We start from the raw sequence: 16,991 nt of genomic DNA on the forward strand, positions 1-16,991 counted from the left end.
TCAGGATGCTTTCCAATAATTGCCCGATACGATGATCATGTTCAGCATTTTAATACTGTTATCATAATAGTCGTAGTCCTTCAATTTAAAGGACACCAGATAATCCCACAGTTTATTGAGCCATTGTTGGTTGCTTTTATCAACCGTGGCAGATACGGCAAAGGGCGCTATAAAGCTCAGCGCTTCAAAATAGCGCCCTTTAATATCATTACCAGCCAGCGTGTATCCCGCCGAAATATTATCGGGATTGCCTTGGGTGGTTGCGCGGATCCAGTGGTTTATTTTATCGGCGAAAGTCTTGGCCCTTTTATCGCCGTAAAGAAGATAGTCACTGGCTACGCGCCAGGGTACACGGCAGGCATTGTAATTATAAGAGCCATCATACGGTGATTCGAGGTAATTGCGCTGTGCTGGGTGAGGGGTTTTATTGATGCTGCGGATAAAGTCGGGCACCAGGCCTGCATCGGGACTGTATTGGGCTTGCATAGCCGCAAAGAGGCGATAAGTATTGTCGGTTACTGATTTCCATTTGCCAGTATGCAAAGTGGCCTCAAAGGCTTTAAAATGGCTCGGCATAAAGTCGGATGAGCGCATGTCAAAGTAATCGGCACTATCGTATTCAATGGCATCGCTCAGCAAAACAGAATAGGTTTTCTGGTTGATCTCATGCTGCATGATGGCCGCTATGATGCGCTGGGCTTCGTGCAGGTAATTGATTATTCCGGTATTGCCCCATTGCCTGGCGGCCAGCAGCAGGGAATAAGCAATGTCCATATCGCCGTCGGTGGCGGTGCTGCGGTCCAGATCCTTGCAGCCTTTTACCTGCGCCCAGGCCATGATGTAAGGCGATGTTTTGGCGGGATGAGCTTTGTAATAGTGGTAAAGACCATTGAATGTATTCTGAGCGGTTTTGTCGTAACCGGCCATCAGTACCGTGATGATCATACCATAACCCTGGCCTTCAGATACACATTCCTTACCCTTTCTTTCAAACCAGATGTAATACTGACCAGGGGTACAGCCGGGTTTTACATAGCGCTTTTTCCATTGGTTATAAAATACTTCCACCTGTTTGTCCAGTTGCTGCCGGGACAGGTGGTTAGGCCTGATGGTTCCTTTGGTGTAGGAATAATGCTGGGGGAAGGGTCGACTCACCCGACCATCGCTGCGCTCGGTCACTCTCTCTTCGCCTGCTGCGGAAAGAGGGGATTTGAGAATGATCGTAGAAAAAAGGAAAAACAGACAAATTCCCAACCCGCTATGCCGCGAAGCGGGAGAGAGGGGAAACATGGTGGGTCGACTCACCCGACCATCGCTGCACTCGGTCACCCTCTCTTCGCCTGCGGCGGAAAGAGGGTGTTGGAAAATAGAAAAAAATAAGAGCAGACCAGTTTTACACCCTCTATGCCGCGAAGCGGGAGAGAGGGTCGTCCAGCGAAGCGCAGACGGGGTGAGTCGTCTGCGTGTTGTATTAAACCACCTGTTCCAGTAATTCTTCAAAATGTTCGTCTTCCATGCACATTTGGTTCTCGGCAAAATACACTTTTAAGCAAGTCAGGAAGTTCTGTATCACCGGGTTATCCTTGCAGGTTGCGGCATACCAGGTTCTTTTGGCTACGCTGTGGTGAAGGGGTTTAGCTACTACATTTCTGTTGGCCAGGTAAGGTTTCACAATCCAATCGGCCATTACACTGATGCCTAAACCGGCGTTTACCATTTCGATGGTGGCATCGGTGTAGTGGATGCGGTTGAGCGTTTTGGGTTTTACATGCTGTTCCTGGATCAGTGTTTCAATCAACGGGGTATCCTGGTAACTGGGATCGTAAAGGGCCAGGATCAGGTCCTGATCCTGAAAATCGCAGATATTGATCACGTCCTTTTTAGCAAGGGGATGATCTGCCGGTAAAATGGCATTCAGGCGGTCCTCAAAAATGGGTTCATAGGTTATTTTGGTGTTCACCATTTGGGTACGTACGATGCCCAGATCCAAGTCACCACGCATTAAATATTCCAGCGGGCGGCGGGTAGCGTCTGATACGATATTGATATGGATATCGGGCCATTGGCTTTTAAAATCCTTAATAACACCAGGCAGCCAATGGTAGGCCGTATAACACTGCATGCTGATATTAAGCTTGCCGGTTTTGCCATTTTTATAGTTGCGGATATCCTCTTCCATCGAACGTATTTCGGCAATGATCTTTTCAGAACTGCGCAAAAAACGGTAGCCAATTTCAGACAAATGTAATTTTTTGCCTTCGCGATGAAAAACTTCAATATCCAGCTCTTTTTCCAGCTCCTTTAACTGGTGGCTCAGCGCCGATTGTGTGAGGTGCAGCGTTTCGGCCGCTTTAGTTAAAGTACCCTCTTTTGATATGGTATCAACTAAGCGGAAGTGGTGGAGTGCTATATTCATTATGAATTTTACTAATGATTATGACAAAATTAATTCATTTTTTTCATACATCCTATAGGCCTACCTTTGCCGTGTATAAAATACACGTTATGTATAAGCTACCTTCAAAACAATTACTTCTGTTTTTAGGTGTTTTATTTGTCTTCCAGGCTCAGGCTCAGCAAAAAGTTTTAAATATTAAAGATGCTGAACAAATGGCACTCGCTAACTACGGTACCATCAAATCCAAAGCTAACCAGTTAAACGCTGCTAAGGCATTTCTAAAAGAAACACGCACAGAATATTTACCAGATGTAAGCATCTCGGCACAACAGGATTACGGAACGGCCAACGGTCAAAACGGGCCTTTGTATGGTTACCGCGGTTTATCTGTGGCCTCATCCGGCCCGGCCCAGGCCAAACAAAACTGGAACGCGGCATTCGGTTCCTTGTATCTAAGTAACGTAAGCTGGGATTTTTTCAGCTTTGGCAAATCACATGAGCGCATCAAAGTACAAAAGAACATCGTTAACCGTGAAGAGACCGACCTGACACAGGAGCAATTTCAGCACGAAGTTCGCGTGGCCAGCACGTATCTGAATTTACTGGCAGCCCAGCAACTGGCAAAAGCCCAGCAGGATAACCTGAACCGGGCTATGGAGCTGCAAAAGGTGGTAGTTGCCCGTGTAAAGAACGGTCTGAACCCGGGAGTCGACTCGGCTTTGGCCAACGCGGAAGTATCCAACGCGAAAATTTCGCTGACCAATACGCAGCAAACTGTTCAGGATCAGAGTAATCAGCTTTCTGTATATTTAGGCATCCCTGCGCAGGATTTTTTGCTGGATAGCGCCTTTGTTACCAAGCTGCCTGCAACGCTTGATGCCGCGAGCTCGGTACAACTGGCAGATCACCCGCAATTACGCTATCTGCAAAATCGCATCGGCGTAAGCGACGAACAGGCCAAATATTTAAAAACCTTCAGCTACCCTACATTTACCTTGTTTGGTGTGTACCAGGGCAGGGGCTCGGGCTTTAACTATGACTACACCACCAACCCTAACAGCATTAACAGCAGTTACGGCGCCGGTGCCAACCCAACGCGGTACAATTACCTGTTTGGTGTGGCTATGGTTTGGAACATTACCAGCCCGTTCAGGGTGCATTACCAGGTACAATCGCAAAAGTATACTTCGGAACAGTTTAAAAATGATTATGACCTGGTGGAGCAGCAACTGACAGCACAGCTGGCATTGGCTCAAACCCGTATCGGTAACTCGTTAAAAAACTACCGCGAGGTACCGGTTGAGGTTTCTGCCGCGAGCGATGCTTATAAGCAGAAATATACCTTGTATAAAAATGGACTGGCCAATATTGTAGATTTTACTCAGGCCCTTTATACCCTGAACCGTGCCGAGGTTGACCGCTACATTGCCTTAAACAATGTATGGCAGGCGCTGCTGTTTAAATCGGCTGCAACCGGCGATTTTGGCATATTCATTAATAATTTTTAATAACAGTAATACACATTTATAATGGGAATGATCAAAGGGGCGCTACAAAAACCAATTACCATATTGGTTATAGTTGCCGGACTGTTTTTTTTCGGGATCAATGCGGTACGTACCATCAAGATAGATATCTTTCCTGATTTGAACCTGCCGGTTATCTATATATCCCACCCTTACGGAGGTTTTACCCCCGACCAAATGGAGGCTTATTTTGGTAAGCAGTATGTGAACCTGCTGCTTTTTGTTTCGGGTGTTAAAACTATCGAAACCAAAAACGTACAGGGTTTAACACTGATAAAAGTTACTTTTTACGAAGGTACTAATATGGCACAGGCCGCGGCGGAGGTCACGGCGTTCACCAACAGAGCCCAGTCGGCATTCCCGCAGGGCTCGCAGCCTCCGTTTATTTTGAGGTTTGATGCCTCCACGTTACCCGTTGGTCAGCTGGTACTCAGTAGTCCCACCCGATCGAACAACGAATTGCTTGATTTCGCGTTGGTTTACATCAGGTCGGCATTTACATCGGTTCCCGGACTGGTAGCGCCTGCCCCTTTTGGCGGTAATCAGCGTACCGTGGTGATCAAGGTTGATCCAGGACTGTTACGTTCGCACAACTTAACGCCCGACCAGATCGTGGCTGCTTTGCGCGAAAACAACCAGAACACTCCCGCAGGTAACGTGCGTATAGGCGACTATAACTACCTGGCACCATCAAACACTACCATTAAAAAGATCCCCGATTTTGGTAATATCCCATTATACAAAAATGGTGTACAAACCGTTTTTTTACATGATGTAGCTACCGTGGAAGACGGCGCGGATATCACCAATGGTTACGCGCTCATTAACGGCAAACGTTCGGTTTATCTGCCTATCACCAAATCGGCCACGGCTTCGACCTGGGATGTGGTTCAGAATTTAAAAAAGGCGCTTCCCCGTTTCCAGGCTCTCGTTCCGGATGACGTGAAATTGTCGTTCGTGTTTGACCAATCGGTTTATGTAATTAACGCGGTGAAGAGCTTGGCAGAAGAGGGTGCCATAGGCGCGGTACTCACCGGCTTAATGGTATTGCTGTTCCTGGGTGATAAACGCGGGGCGCTCATTGTAATATTAACTATTCCAACCTGTATTATATCGGCAATATTTTTCCTTTCGCTTTTTGGGCAGACGATCAATATCATGACGCTGAGCGGTTTGTCGCTGGCTATTGGTATCCTGGTGGATGAGTCGACAGTGACGATTGAGAATATACACCAGCATTTTGATATGGGTAAACCCAAAGCCCTGGCTATATGGGATGCCTGTAAGGAGATCGCTTTCCCTAAATTGCTGATCCTTTTTTGTATCCTGGCAGTATTTGCACCAGCTTTTACCATGAAGGGTATCCCGGGAGCGTTGTTCCTGCCGCTGGCGCTGGCCATTGGTTTCTCCATGATCGTATCTTACTTCCTGGCGCAAACCTTTGTACCTATTATGGCCAACTGGATCATGGTGAACAAACACGAAGACCACAGCCATGCCGACGGTTTTGCTTTGGAGGATGAAGGCGAACCATGGGAGCAAAAAGAAAAAGCCATGAAAAGAGCTCTGGAGCATACCGGTGCGGAAGTAACCCGTTTTGACAGGTTCAGGGATAGCTTTATGCGCCTGATGGACAGGATGCTGCCCAATCGGAAGATCCTGGTAACGGTTTATGTAATTGTTGCCTGCGGTTTAGCTTTTATACTCCTGAACATTATTGGCCGCGACGTATTGCCGAAAGTAAACTCCGGAACTTTTCAGGTTCGTTTACGTGCACCGGATGGTACCCGTTTGGAACGTACCGAAATAGAGGTGGTAAAAGCACAGCGTATATTAGGTAACATTGTGGGTAAAAACCACATTGCTATTACCTCAACCATGGTAGGCACGCACCCTTCGTCGTTCTCTACCAACCCAATATATATGTTCATGGCTGGTCCGCAGGAAGCGGTGATGCAGGTGAGCTTAACAGAAGATTATAAAGTGAACCTGGACGATCTGAAAGAAAAATTCAGGGATTCCATCGCTCAAAAAATGCCCGGCATCCGGATCTCATTTGAGCCGATAGAATTGACCGATAAGATCCTGAGCCAGGGATCGCCTACACCGATTGAGATCGCATTAACCGGCAAAAACAAAAAACAAAACCAGGAGTATGCTTTTAAGGTGCTGGATAAATTAAAACAGATCAAATATTTACGCGACGCACAAATAGGCCAGTCATTCAATTATCCGTCCTTAGATATTACTATCGACAGGCAACGTGCCGCACAACTGGGTGTGGGTTTAAACGATATTTCCCGCTCGTTGATCGCCTCCACTTCATCATCAAGGTTTACCGAAAAAAATAACTGGATAGATGAACGTGCCGGTTTAAGCTACCTGGTACAGGTGCAGGTGCCCGAATACCAAATGGCCAGCCTGAACGATGTAAAGGAGATCCCGGTATTAGCTAATCAGGCACGCCCAACATTGGGCGATGTGGCCGATGTAAAAACCGGCGTAACCAATGGCGAAAATGATAACATCGGCGCTATACCCACCTTATCGGTAACGGCGAACATCAACAAAAAGGATCTGGGTACGGCTACACATGACGTGCAGAAAGCTATTGAATCCATTGGTAAGTTACCGCATGGATTAACGATAGAAATGCGCGGCCTGAGTCAAACACTAACCGATACACTGGACAGTTTGCAGTCGGGTTTGATAGTAGCTATTATCGTAATATTCCTGATGCTGGCAGCCAACTTCCAGTCGTTCAAAATGTCGTTTGTGGTATTATCAACGGTGCCGGCGGTATTGTTCGGATCGTTGTTTTTAGTGAAAATAACCGGGGCAACGCTTAACCTGCAATCCTACATGGGTATGATCATGTCGGTAGGTGTATCCATATCCAACGCGGTATTGCTGATTACCAACGCCGAAGAGTTACGTAAACATAACGGCGACGCGTTAAAAGCTGCCCGTGAAGCTGTAGCCTTGCGTTTGCGCCCCATATTAATGACCAGTTTAGCGATGGTTGTAGGTATGATCCCGATGGCATCAGGCCTGGGTGAAGGTGGCGACCAAACATCGCCACTTGGCCGCGCGGTTATTGGCGGGCTTATTGCTTCAACATTTGCAGCCCTGTTAATATTACCATTGGTTTTTGCCTGGGTACAAGGCAATGCCAGCACACAATCCGTATCATTAGACCCAGAAGATAAAGAAAGTAAATTTTATGTCCCTTTGCATCATCATGAAAAAGCTTAAAAATAGATCCACTATTATGCTTGCCGTATTAGCGGTAGCCATAAGTTTCCTGAGTGCTTGCCATTCAGAGGAAAAAGAAAAAGAAAGCGCCGAAGAGCAACAGCAGGAAGCGGTAGAAACACCGTCGGTTGATCTGGTTGCGGTAAAAAAAGGAAAATTAAGCGGCTCGGTTACTATTCCCGGCGAACTTATCCCTTATCAACAGGTTGACCTGTATGCCAAGGTGAACAGTTATGTGAAAAAACTATTGGTTGATATCGGTTCCGAAGTTCACCAGGGACAGTTACTGGTTGTTTTAGAAGCACCGGAAATCAACTCCCAATTGGCAGGGGCGCAATCCAGAATAAAACAGCAGGAGGCCATCTATTATGCCAGCAAAGCTACTTACGACAGATTGCTGAGCACCAGCAAAACTCCCGGCACCGTATCACAAAATGACCTGGAGCAGGCCGAAGCCAAAAAGAATTCTGATCTGGCTAATGTTGAAGCTGCAAAATCTTCCTATAAAGAAGTTGCCGCTAACCTGGCTTATTTGGAAATACGCGCTCCGTTTGATGGGGTAATTACCAGTCGTAATGTAAACCTGGGTGCTTATGTAGGTCCAGGCGGTAAAAGCGCCGATCCGCTGTTCACCTTGCAGGATCAGAAAAGACTGCGTTTGGTAGTATCGATACCAGAAAGCTCTACCGGCTCATTAAGTAATAAAAGCGAAGTGGATTTTACAGTGAAAGCATTACCTAACCAGAAATTTACCGCGCAGGTGAAACGTTTAGCCGGCGCTTTGGATGAAAAACTAAGATCTGAGCGTTTGGAAATGGATGTTTACAATAAAGATAAAAAGCTTTTGCCCCACATGTTTGCCGAAGTAAATGTACCACTGCCAGGAGGCGATAGCGCTTATGTAGTGCCCAAAACCGCTGTTTACACTTCAACCGAAAAGGTGTTTGTAATTAAGGTGGTAAACCATAAAGCCATATGGGTTGATGCTAAAAAAGGCTTAACATCGGGCGATATGATGGAAGTTTACGGAGACATTAAGCCTGATGATAAACTGGTGAAAGTAGCTTCGGACGAGATCAGGAACGGATCAACAGTAAAAGATAAATAATTAGTTGATAGGATAAAGATTGAGTTAATTCAGTTGACTGATTACTTTTGTTTGCATCCCGCTTTGCTATAGCAAGGTGGGATGTTTTTTTAAGCTATAGTCTGAACGATGCCATTTCGAACGAACAGCAGTGGCAAAAAGAGCGGAGCGAGGAGAAATCTTTGCCCGCCATCTGTAATATATGGCGCAAAAGATTTCTCCTCACCCCAAAGCTTGATCCCGCCCTTGTTCGTTCGAAATGACATCGTTTTTTGGCGCAAGTCTTGTGTTGTGGGTTTGTGAGCAATGGCTGACTTGTGACATTTAAACAAGCACAAGTCTTCAACGCGCTAACAGCCGCACAAGACTTGCGCTAAAGGCGCAATGGGAGTGGGCGAGGAGAATTTTTTTGTTTTTGCTGCCGCGGGCTTCCAGCCCGTGGTTCCCATGGCTTCAGCTTTTAGCTGAACAAAAGCTGAAAGCTTTAACCATGCCACCCACGAGATACGCTGCGCTAATCTCGCGGGAGTGATGTTTAAAAGCGAGGGTGTCAGCCTGAGCTTGTCGAAGGACAAGCGCAGAGGCCCGCCCACCATGCTTTGACGGGCATAACACCCCTTTGAAACAAGTTAGACATAAAGTATTTAACCGTTTTTTGGCGCAAGTCTTGTGTTGTGGGTTTGTGAGCAATGGCTGACTTGTGACATTTAAACAAGCACAAGTCTTCAATGCGCTAACAGTCGCACAAGACTTGCGCTAAAGGCGCAATGGGAGTGGGCGAGGAGAAATTTTGTCCCCTCAAATTTTGTCCCCTCAGGGTCTCTCGCAGAGGACCCTGAGGTTTGATCCTGTCATGTACATACGGGATGTAAGCAGCCTCAGGGTCCCTTTCAGGAGACCCTGAGGGGACGAAATGTTTAAAAGCGATGTGTCACCCTGAGCTTGTCGAAGGGCCGAGCGCAGAGGCCCGCCTACCATGCTTCGACGGGCATAACACCCCTTTAAAACAAGTTAGACATAAAGTATTTAACCTAATCTTATTTCTGCAAGGCTTGCAGCATTTTAACACCAATGGCATCTGTATTTTCGGCCGCGTTGGATAATATCACTACCGCCAGGCCTTTTTGAGCGTTAAAAGCCAGGAAACTGCTGCTGCCATAGGTGCCCCCGTTATGAAAGTAATATTCCACGCCATCAATAACAATAATATGCCAGGCCAGGCCCATTTTGGCATCTTTGCTGAAGGTGATCTGGTGGGTTAGCTCAAAGGCTTTTCCGAGCTTGTCAGGAGCCGGAGCCATATTGGCCTTTGCATATACCAACAGATCATTTACAGAGGAACGTAGGGCTCCGCAAGGGGCTAAAACGTCAAAATCCCAGGCGGGGGTTTCGTTGCCGGTAGCGTTATAAACTGTTGCAAAGTTGTTTAGCCTTGCCGGACTTAGTTGCTGGGTAGTACTCGACATTACCAAAGGACGGCAGATGATCTCGAGTACCATTTGCTCAAATGTTTTACCGCTTACTTTTGACAGGATGGTACCAAGCAGCCCAACGCCTAAATTGGAATAATCATATCTTTCGCCTGTTGGGTTGTTAAGCTTACAGGTCTTCAGGTAGGCAAACAGCTGTTGTTTGGTATAATCTTTATAGGGATTAAGCTCATACGTGGCGCTGGCCTCCAGGTTGTCGGGGATACGGGCCAAACCCGAGGTATGATTGCTTAATGACTGAAGCGTGATCAGCTTTAATTCAGGGTTTTTGGCGACAGAATCCGGCAGATATTTGGTAACGGGATCGCTCAGTTTTACTTTACCCTCGTTTACATAATAAGCCAGTAATGTGGCAGTAAACGTTTTAGTGATAGAACCTATTTCATAAATGGTATGGAGTGTAGGTAGTTGCTTGTTGCCTTTGGTAGTTTCGCCATAGTTGTAAGTGCTTATTTTACCATCTTTTAAAACGCCTACACTTAAGCCTACGGTATTGGCTTTTTGGATGTAGGGGCGTACAGCAGATTCGATCACTTTGTCCATGGAGGTTAATAGCTTATTGGTTGAGGCAACCTGACTCAATTTATCAGCGGTTACCTGGGTAAATGGTTGAAACAGGAAAAGATCCAATTTATTGTCCTGATCAAGACTCATTTGCAGTTGTAAAGTAACTGCCCCAAATATCAGTTTATAGGTACTTACTTTGTTATTCACGAAACTAACCAGCGATGAGCCTTTAATATCGCCCAATGGAAAAAGCTGCTGGGTGGCCACCGACCGGAAGCCTTCGGGCGTTAAGGTTCTTTTGAATAATTCGCCGCCAAGGGAATAAAGAGAATCGGCTTTTTGAGCATTAAAATATTTTTGAACCAATGCGAACACCGAATCCGTTTTTACCTGCTGGCGGCTTTGGGCCCGGACTGATGAAAATGCCATAATAAGAATGGCACCGGTGAAAAGAAAATGATTAAACTTCATGAATGATTTATCAGGAGAGGATCGGTTAAACGTATAAACTTACGCTGGTTATACGGCCATAAAACTCTGTTTATTATAACGCCGATAATAGCTCCTGCTATATAATTATAGCCAATAAAACCGAACATGTTACCCGGATCATCAACCAGGGTTTGAAGTTTAATTATCGATGTGGCAATAAGCAGTATACTGATAATTAACCACAAATATGCCCCAAGAATTATTCCACCATCATTAATGCAATAGCGCCAGATCCCTTTTTCACGGATTTCTTGCCATTTTTTTACAAAACGGATATTGTGTATATCTTCTTCGGTAAGGCCTTTGTTTTTTAACTGATATTGCTTAATCGTCCAGGTTTTTCTTCGTTCTGTAAGAGCTGCAAGAAAAAGAAGTGTACCAATACTCCTGGTTATTTCTATACTCATGGAAAAAAATACATTTAACAGAAATGCAATCACACCACAGCTTACAAGTATGGAAAGTAGATTGCCTTTTATAAACTTGATAGCCCTGTCCATGATAAACAAAGTTAAGGTGTTTGCCCCGCCAGCAAGTACAGCACCGCCATACGTACAGCCACGCCATTTTCTACCTGGTCAAGGATGATGGATTGTTTGCTGTCGGCCACATCGCTGGTGATCTCCACACCGCGGTTGATAGGCCCGGGGTGCATTACGGTGATCTCTTTATCCAGGGAATCCAGAATGGTTTTATTGAGACCGAAGAGCATGGTATACTCCCGTAGGGAAGGGAAATATTTAATGTCCTGGCGTTCCAGCTGTATGCGCAGCATATTGGCTACATCGCACCAGTTAAGGGCTTTAATGAGGTTATGCTCAACTTTTACACCTAAGGAGCCGATGTATTTCGGGATCAGCGTAGTAGGGCCGCAAACCATTACTTCGGCGCCCAGTTGTTTGAGACAAAGTATGTTGGAAAGCGCTACCCGCGAATGCAGTATATCACCCACGATCACCACTTTTTTACCGGCCACATCGCCATATTTTTCACGGATAGAGAAAGCATCCAGCAGGGCTTGCGTTGGGTGCTCATGTGCACCGTCTCCGGCATTCACAATCTGGGCCTTTACATGTTTTGACAGGAAGATGCCCGCGCCTGCATAGGGATGGCGCATCACCACCATATCCACCTTCATGGCCAGGATGTTGTTCACCGTATCTATCAGTGTTTCGCCTTTGCTTACCGATGAGGATGATGCCGCAAAGTTCACCACATCCGCCGAAAGGCGTTTTTCGGCCAGTTCAAACGACAGACGTGTACGGGTGGAGTTTTCAAAGAATATATTGGCAATAGTTACATCACGCAACGAAGGCACTTTCTTGATCGGCCGGTTCAAAACCGATTTAAAAGTATCGGCAGTTTCAAATATCAGTTCAATATCTGCCCGGTTCAAATCTTTTATGCCTAATAAATGCCTTGTGCTTAGTCCTGCCATGATTTTTTAATAATATCGAACACTGAATTTTGAATGTCGAATAATGAAGTAAGTAAGAAGTGCTTTACTATTCGATATCTCTTTGTTTCGTTATTGTGGTTTTAAATTGTTCTTCTTAGCTGTTTCTATACTTTTTACAAAAATTGCTATCAGCTGATTGCATTCGTTTATTGCTGCTTCAGTATTATCCAAGTTATGTATATCCCGCCTTTTAATAATTTTGAGGGAAACCATTGACTCTCGTAATTCTTTCAATATGATTTTCATTTTATGAATGAAATCGTTCCTTGATTCAGCAGATTGAGCTTCACCATAATTCAAGGCAGGTGAGCATCCTGATCGTACTAATTGTCCGGCAATGTAATTACCAAGTCGTGTATTAGGTAAAGCTTCAATAATATCAGCAATAGTAACAGCAAAATCAATGAGCCTTTCCTCTAAATCATACTTGCTGTTGTTCATCCACTCCTTATTTAAACTTCAATATTCGACATTCAACATTCAGTGTTCGATATTATCAAACCCTTATTCCGCTGCTTCCGATACCAGCACAATTTTATCTTCGCCGTCGGTATCTTTCCAGCTTACTACTACTTTTTGCGATGCGATGGAATCCACTTCTATACCTACATAATCTGCCGATACCGGTATATGGCGCGAATAACGGCGATCAACCAGGGCCAGTAATTCTACCTTCTCCGGCCTGCCAAAAGCCTGCATAGCATCCATAGCGGCACGAATGGTTCTGCCGGTCCAGAGCACATCATCCATCATGATCACTTTTTTGCCTTCAATAATAAAATCTATCTTGGTTTGATTCGGTACCAGCTGCGATTCGCGCCTGCGAAAATCGTCGCGGTAAAAGGTAATGTCCAGATCGCCCTGTAAAATGGTTTTGCCGGATAATATTTTTCTGAGTTCCTCGGCTACACGTTTGGCCAGATATATGCCTCGGGGCTGAATACCAATCAACACCGATCCTGAAAAATCATCGTGATTTTCAATCAACTGGCGACATAAACGTTGTATGGTGATCTGAAACTTTTGTCCGTCGAGCAGTGTAAGATTTTGCATCGTATGGGTGGATTTGGGCAAAAATAGTAAATAGTTTTGAGTTTTCGGTGATGAGTTTTAAAAGCGGTTAATGGAAGTATGGTAAGTAAAGCAGTAGTCGTCCCGAATTTATTTCGGAATCTCATCAGAAAAGCAGCCAATATACTTTTATAAACCTTGCAAATTAGATGCTGAAACAAGTTCAGCATGACTCATCATGTTTAAATTGATAACTTTTTAAGCGCGTCCATGGCCCTGTCTGCATCCGCTTTCGCCACAAAAATATGATCATGATAATAGGCGGCAACCACATTACAGCTGACCCCTTCGTGTGCCAGCGCTGTAGCAAATGCAGCGGTTAACCCAGTAGCCGCTAATGAGGAATGTATAGTAAGTGTGATCCAGGCGGCAATATAACTATACTCCAGTTGAAGCTGATCGGCGATCTCTTTTTTAAGAATAACGGTAAACCCTTCCGCTTCTTTAAAAAGACCTAAAATATCATCAGGATCGATGGATTGGAGGGATGATACAGTACAATAAACATAATCGCCTTCGTTTAATACGGGTGTCATGTTTTTGAGTAAGGTAGTGAGGTTGGTTTCGCCGGTCATGGTGTAAATATAAAAATTAAAGAATGCTTGCTTTGGAGATTAATGATCTATGGGGATAACTGCAGTCCCCAAAAGGGTGTCACCCTGAGCTCCGTCGAAGGGTAGAGCGTAAAGGCCGGCCCACCATACTTCGACGATGCTCAGCATAACAACCTGTTTTAAAGAGGCAACAAAAAAGCCCTTCCGAATAAACGGAAGGGCTTTGTGAGAATATGTTTCAGTTAAAGCTTATGCTTCTTCTTCAGATCCTTCAGCTTTTTTAGCGGCTGGTGCAGCCTTGCGGGCTTTGTTTTCAGCACCTTCCATTTGCTCTTTTAACTGAGCTAATACGCTAAGATCGCCTAAGGTTGATTTTTCAACTGATTCTTTCACTTTTTTCACCGCGTTACTTGCAGATTTTGCTTCTTTTTTGCGGTTTTCAAATTCCTGTACACGAGCGTCAGCGCGAGCTTCTTCCCAGATACGTGAGTGTGAAATAACGATACGTTTGTTCTCTTTGTTAAATTCAATGATCTTGAATTCAGCGGTTTCTTCAGCTTTTACTGATTTACCATCTTCTTTAACCAGGTGTTTGGTTGGCGCGAAGCCTTCAACACCGTAAGGTAAAGCTACGATAGCACCTTTGTCTGTTACTTTCAATACAGTACCTTCATGAATTGAATCAATGGTAAATACAGTTTCGAAAGTATCCCAAGGGTTTTCTTCCAGCTGTTTGTGACCTAAGCTTAATTTACGGTTCTCGATATCAAGTTCTAAAACAACCACGTCTAATTTCTCACCAACTTTAGTGAATTCGTTAGGGTGATTTACTTTTTTAGACCAAGAAAGATCAGAGATGTGGATTAAGCCGTCGATGCCATCTTCCAGTTCAACAAACACACCAAAGTTGGTCATGTTTTTAACTGTAGCGATGTGCTGAGTGCCGATAGCGTATTTTTCGCCAGCATTTTGCCATGGATCAGGAGTTAATTGCTTAACACCTAATGACATTTTGCGTTCTTCGCGGTCAAGTGTTAACACTTGTGCTTCGATCTCATCACCAACTTTCAGGAATTCCTGAGGGTTGCGCAGGTTTTGTGACCATGACATTTCTGATACGTGGATCAAACCTTCAACACCAGGGATGATTTCAAGGAATGCGCCGTAATCAGCGACGGTAACAATTTTACCTTTAACCTTTGAACCAACCTGAATATCTTCAGAAAGGCTTTGCCAAGGGTGAGGAGTTAATTGTTTTAAGCCCAGAGCAATACGTTTTTTCTCGTCATCAAAGTCAAGCACAACAACGTTGATTTTTTGATCCAATGCCAGAATTTCGCGTGGATGCTCGATACGGCCCCAAGATATATCAGTAATGTGCAGTAAGCCGTCAACACCACCAAGGTCAATAAATACACCAAAGTCGGTAATGTTTTTAACGGTACCTTCCAATACCTGTCCTTTTTCAAGGCGTGCAACAATTTCTGTTTTTTGGTTTTCCAAATCGTCTTCGATCAGCACTTTGTGTGATACCACTACGTTTTTAAACTCATGGTTGATCTTAACAACTTTGAATTCCATTGTTTTACCTACGTACACATCGTAATCACGGATAGGTTTGATATCGATTTGTGAGCCAGGTAAGAAGGCTTCAACACCCATGATGTCAACAATTAAACCACCTTTAGTTCTGCTCTTCACAAAACCAGTGATGATCTCATCATTGTCAAGGGCTGAATTAATGCGCTCCCATGATTTTTGAGTTTTTGCACGTTTACGTGAAAGTACTAACTGACCGTTAGCATCTTCCTGTGACTCTACAAATACGTCAACTTTGTCACCGATCTTCAGATCAGGTGTATCACGGAATTCTGATACTGAAACTAAACCGTCTGATTTAAACCCTACGTTCAATACCACATCTTTGTTGTTAACATTAACAACAGTACCGGTGATGATTTCGCCTTTGGTGATAGAGCTGAAAGTTCCATCATACATTTTCTCGAATTTCTCACGGTCGCTATCGGTATAGTTACCAAATTTTTTGTCATCTGCATCCCAGTCGAAATCCGCACTTGGAGTAGCTGCAATTTTTGATTTGATCTCTTCGATAGATATTGAATCAGCTTCTGATTCAATGGTTTCTTTTTCGCCAGATGCGGTAACTGTGTCCAGTTCAGCTTCTTTCGCTTTTAATTCTTTTTCTGCTTCTTGTTTTTTTGCCATTAAATAATTTTTCTCCTTTTCCCAATTTGTTAATTGGGACTGCAAAGGTAGGTATATAATTTTATTAAATAAAAGAATTTTTAAATGTTAATTGCTGATATTTAAGCCTTTTTGATATAAACAGGGCCTTTGTCATGGGGTTTTTACCATTTGAACTCTGAAAAAGACTTGGGTAGATGGGTTTTAACGATAGATCAAATAATAACCCAGCTGTTAAATAGCTATGAGTTTATTGGCTATCTCTTCAAATATCGACATGAAATCGGGGAGCAGATAGTCGCGGTAATCGTTCAATACCTCGTTCATTTGAGCCTCATGCTCCGGGGTAAATGGGTTTTGCCATATGCGCATGCAAATGCGTTTTAAGGCGTAGGCTATCTGGTGTGTTTCGGCGTAGGTATGCAGGTACTGACTGCTTTTAAAATCGTCAAAAAAATTTAAGAAAACAGTGCTGTCCGGTAATCCAGAAAAGGTTAAAAACTCGTCGATCACCGATGTTTTACAGCCAGCCAGGTGTGCATAAAAATCATCAACCTGTATTTTGCCGGTGGTGAGCAGCAAGTTATCAATGATCAGTTCTAACGCTACATGCCCCAGGAAAAACGGCTTTACCGGCGAACCTTCAATGGCAGGCAATAATAGTTTTTTTAACCGGTGCGAATGGATGGTGAAAAAATCGGAGGAGTGAAAATAACGGTCGACCGCGAGGTGTTTATTCCAGCCTGCAATGATGGAATTGATGTTTTTATCGGTATGGTGCAGTTTTTCTGGATGAAGAATGATGTTTTTATCGGCATTTTTTAAAAGATCGGGTAAAACGATACCTAATATATGGTAACAGTTGTTTATATCACGATCAAAGTAATAATGCGATAAAAAATTCATAGGCGCTGCTGTGCAAAATAGTGGCTTTTGCTCAAGGTACA

13 protein-coding genes are annotated in these 16,991 nt (G+C 44.3%); 3 read left to right on the forward strand and 10 right to left on the reverse strand.

Going from position 1 to position 16,991, the window contains the following annotated elements; genetic code table 11:
• Both ACNURT_RS08505 and ACNURT_RS08510 read right to left on the reverse strand, forming a co-directional pair.
• Nucleotides 1-1,179 carry a glycosyl hydrolase family 8 gene (locus ACNURT_RS08505; RefSeq protein ID WP_419701367.1) on the reverse strand — a complete coding sequence of 393 codons (1,179 nt, stop codon included), beginning with the start codon at nt 1,177-1,179 and terminating at the stop codon, nt 1-3.
• Between the two features lie 292 nt (nt 1,180-1,471).
• The gene (locus ACNURT_RS08510; protein ID WP_419701368.1) at nt 1,472-2,416 is read right to left on the reverse strand and encodes a LysR family transcriptional regulator; all 945 of its coding nucleotides are present in this window, start codon (nt 2,414-2,416) and stop codon (nt 1,472-1,474) included.
• A gap of 89 nt (nt 2,417-2,505) precedes the next feature.
• Here ACNURT_RS08510 and ACNURT_RS08515 point away from each other — a divergent pair, with 89 nt between their 5' ends.
• From ACNURT_RS08515 to ACNURT_RS08525, 3 genes are read left to right on the forward strand one after another with little or no spacing between them, the layout of a single operon-like run.
• Nucleotides 2,506-3,906 (forward strand): TolC family protein, encoded by a 1,401-nt coding sequence (locus ACNURT_RS08515; protein ID WP_419701369.1) that lies wholly within the window; start codon nt 2,506-2,508, stop codon nt 3,904-3,906.
• Nucleotides 3,907-3,927: 21 nt separating this feature from the next.
• Nucleotides 3,928-7,179: an efflux RND transporter permease subunit gene (locus ACNURT_RS08520; RefSeq protein ID WP_419701370.1), complete on the forward strand. Its 3,252-nt coding sequence runs from the start codon at nt 3,928-3,930 to the stop codon at nt 7,177-7,179.
• The gene (locus tag ACNURT_RS08525) at nt 7,166-8,287 is read left to right on the forward strand and encodes an efflux RND transporter periplasmic adaptor subunit (RefSeq protein WP_370998674.1); all 1,122 of its coding nucleotides are present in this window, start codon (nt 7,166-7,168) and stop codon (nt 8,285-8,287) included. The genes ACNURT_RS08520 and ACNURT_RS08525 overlap by 14 nt, the downstream gene beginning before the upstream one ends.
• Nucleotides 8,288-9,303: 1,016 nt before the next feature.
• Here ACNURT_RS08525 and ACNURT_RS08530 read toward each other — a convergent pair.
• The 8 genes from ACNURT_RS08530 to ACNURT_RS08565 form a co-directional block, all read right to left on the reverse strand.
• Nucleotides 9,304-10,692, reverse strand: coding sequence for a serine hydrolase domain-containing protein (locus ACNURT_RS08530; protein WP_419701371.1), 1,389 nt, complete (start codon nt 10,690-10,692; stop codon nt 9,304-9,306).
• 38 nt (nt 10,693-10,730) lie between these two features.
• The gene (locus tag ACNURT_RS08535; RefSeq protein ID WP_419701372.1) at nt 10,731-11,162 is read right to left on the reverse strand and encodes a hypothetical protein; all 432 of its coding nucleotides are present in this window, start codon (nt 11,160-11,162) and stop codon (nt 10,731-10,733) included.
• A 104-nt stretch (nt 11,163-11,266) separates the two neighbouring features.
• Nucleotides 11,267-12,193 (reverse strand): aspartate carbamoyltransferase catalytic subunit, encoded by a 927-nt coding sequence (locus ACNURT_RS08540; RefSeq protein WP_090467170.1) that lies wholly within the window; start codon nt 12,191-12,193, stop codon nt 11,267-11,269.
• 90 nt (nt 12,194-12,283) lie between these two features.
• A complete protein-coding gene (locus ACNURT_RS08545; RefSeq protein WP_419701373.1) occupies nt 12,284-12,655 on the reverse strand; it encodes a four helix bundle protein in 372 nt (123 codons plus the stop codon).
• A 63-nt stretch (nt 12,656-12,718) separates the two neighbouring features.
• Nucleotides 12,719-13,267 (reverse strand): bifunctional pyr operon transcriptional regulator/uracil phosphoribosyltransferase PyrR, encoded by a 549-nt coding sequence (gene pyrR / locus ACNURT_RS08550; protein ID WP_419701374.1) that lies wholly within the window; start codon nt 13,265-13,267, stop codon nt 12,719-12,721.
• A 200-nt stretch (nt 13,268-13,467) separates the two neighbouring features.
• Complete coding sequence (locus ACNURT_RS08555; protein WP_419701375.1) at nt 13,468-13,860, reverse strand: ACT domain-containing protein; 393 nt, start codon at nt 13,858-13,860, stop codon at nt 13,468-13,470.
• A gap of 228 nt (nt 13,861-14,088) precedes the next feature.
• Nucleotides 14,089-16,065, reverse strand: a complete 1,977-nt coding sequence (rpsA, locus tag ACNURT_RS08560; protein WP_370998670.1) for a 30S ribosomal protein S1 — start codon at nt 16,063-16,065, stop codon at nt 14,089-14,091.
• 213 nt (nt 16,066-16,278) lie between these two features.
• Nucleotides 16,279-16,950 carry a hypothetical protein gene (locus ACNURT_RS08565; protein ID WP_419701376.1) on the reverse strand — a complete coding sequence of 224 codons (672 nt, stop codon included), beginning with the start codon at nt 16,948-16,950 and terminating at the stop codon, nt 16,279-16,281.
• Nucleotides 16,951-16,991 lie beyond the last annotated feature (41 nt).

Source organism: Mucilaginibacter sp. NFX135 (assembly GCF_048565145.1).
Classification (GTDB): Bacteria; Bacteroidota; Bacteroidia; order Sphingobacteriales; family Sphingobacteriaceae; genus Mucilaginibacter.